2 protein-coding genes are annotated in these 1,933 nt (G+C 46.4%); both read right to left on the reverse strand.

Annotated elements, in window-relative coordinates; translation table 11 throughout:
* Window positions 1-325: 325 nt before the first annotated feature.
* A complete protein-coding gene (locus A3761_RS22725; RefSeq protein ID WP_068512169.1) occupies window positions 326-1,120 on the reverse strand; it encodes an inositol monophosphatase family protein in 795 nt (264 codons plus the stop codon).
* 39 nt (window positions 1,121-1,159) lie between these two features.
* Window positions 1,160-1,933: phosphoribosylamine--glycine ligase (purD, locus tag A3761_RS22730; RefSeq protein WP_068739903.1), on the reverse strand; the 774-nt coding region annotated here is incomplete at its 5' end.

Below are 1,933 nucleotides of genomic sequence, written 5' to 3' on the forward strand. Positions count from 1 at the left end.
AATATAATCTAAATTATAGCTTTGCAACATAAATCATTGGTTTTGTTGAATAAATTAATGTTTATATTTTCTTGTTTATCAAAGTGTCTGTTCCTGGTTTTGTAACAGAGGGCGTGATGCCTGTAACGCTAGGTGTTAAAAGGTGTTGAAATGAAAGATGCACAGGAATTATTGCTTAACTTGGCTAGGCTTAAGTTATCAGCGCAAGGGGAAGTGACTTAGTTGCGCGGAGCCTCTCCAATCATCACTTTCCAATCCCTAGTTGTTATAAGGACTTTTTAGGAGCCATTTTGGCTCCTTTTTTTTGCCTTGGATTCAGCGAGCTCTAATCCAGAATTTCGTCTAGAGCGTCATAGATTGCTGGCGTGCTAATGAGAAGGTTGTTGTTGTAGATGCAGGCAGGAATACCTTCAGGTACTGGGGTGAAGTGGCCGCAGCGTGCACCGGCTTCAAGGGCAATCAGTCTGGCTGCAGCGAAGTCCCAGGGGCTCAGTGACTCAAAATAGCCGTCAAGGCGGCCATTTGCAACCCAGCAGATATCCATTGCAGCAGAGCCTAGGCGGCGAATGTCTTGGCATTTCATCAGCACCTTTTCTGTTCGGCGCATGATTTCAGGTACGGTGCTTTTATCGTAAGGGAAACCCGTGGCAATCAGGGCTTTCCGTAAATTGTCTTGGTTGCTGACGGATAGCTTGTTCTGATTCAAATAAGAGCCTTGCCCCAAAATAGCGGAATAGCACTCGTCCAGAAACGGATTGTAGACAATTCCCACTTGTACCTCACCTTCACACGCGAATGCGATAGAGACGGCGACCATAAAGTGGCCGTGAGCATAATTAACGGTGCCGTCAATGGGGTCAATAATCCAGATGGGTTCAGCTAGGTCTTTGCCTTGGCTCGTATCGGTATATGTCTCTTCAGACATGATACGGTGGTGAGGGAATTTTTCTTGAATAGCTTCGATGATTAGTTTGTCTGCTGCAATGTCTGCAGATGTTACTAGCTCATGTTGATCTTTGTAATTCTGACTGAGTGAGCCTTTTGCTCGTTCCGACTTAATCATCGAGCCAGCTTTGATTGCTAGCTCTTTTGCGAATTTCTCTATGTCGCTATAGTTCATAGGTCACCCAGACAGATTAGTTTACAGGGTTTGGCTGCCTTAAGACTGCTGCTCTCGGGCAATGGCTCGGTAGGCAATGTCATCTCGATAGAACATACCTTCCCAGCTGATATTTTGTGCAAGCTGATAGGCCTTTTGCTGAGCTTCAGTCACATTGTTGCCCAGAGCTGTAGCGCATAATACTCTGCCACCAGACGTTGCTACTTGCTCGCCATCGAGTTTGGTGCCTGCATGAAATACTTTTGCAACATCAGACTCGCCTTGCTTTAGGCCTTTAATGATGAGGCCTTTGTCGTAGCTTCCTGGGTAGCCACCAGCGGCCAAGACAACGCCAACTGCTGCGCGAGAATCCCAGTCTGTTGTTGTTTTATCGAGAGTCTTATCCAATGCCGCATTGCATAGAGTAATTAGATCAGATTGCAGGCGCATCATAATAGGTTGTGTTTCAGGGTCGCCGAAACGGCAGTTATATTCGATGACTTTTGGTTGGCCATCTTTTGAAATCATTAAACCTGCATAGAGGAAGCCTGTATAGTCATTGCCTTCCTTCGCCATACCTTCGACGGTTGGGATAATGACTTCAGACATGATGCGATCATGGATCTCCTGGGTTACAACTGGAGCCGGTGAATAGGCACCCATTCCACCAGTATTTGGGCCAGTGTCGCCGTTGCCAACGCGCTTATGGTCCTGGCTGGTTGCCATCGGTAGAATATTCTTACCATCTGCAATAACGATGAAGCTGGCTTCTTCGCCATCAAGAAATTCTTCAATAACTACACGGCAGCCTGCTTCGCCAAAAGCATTGCCTGA

The organism is Oleiphilus sp. HI0123, from assembly GCF_001635315.1.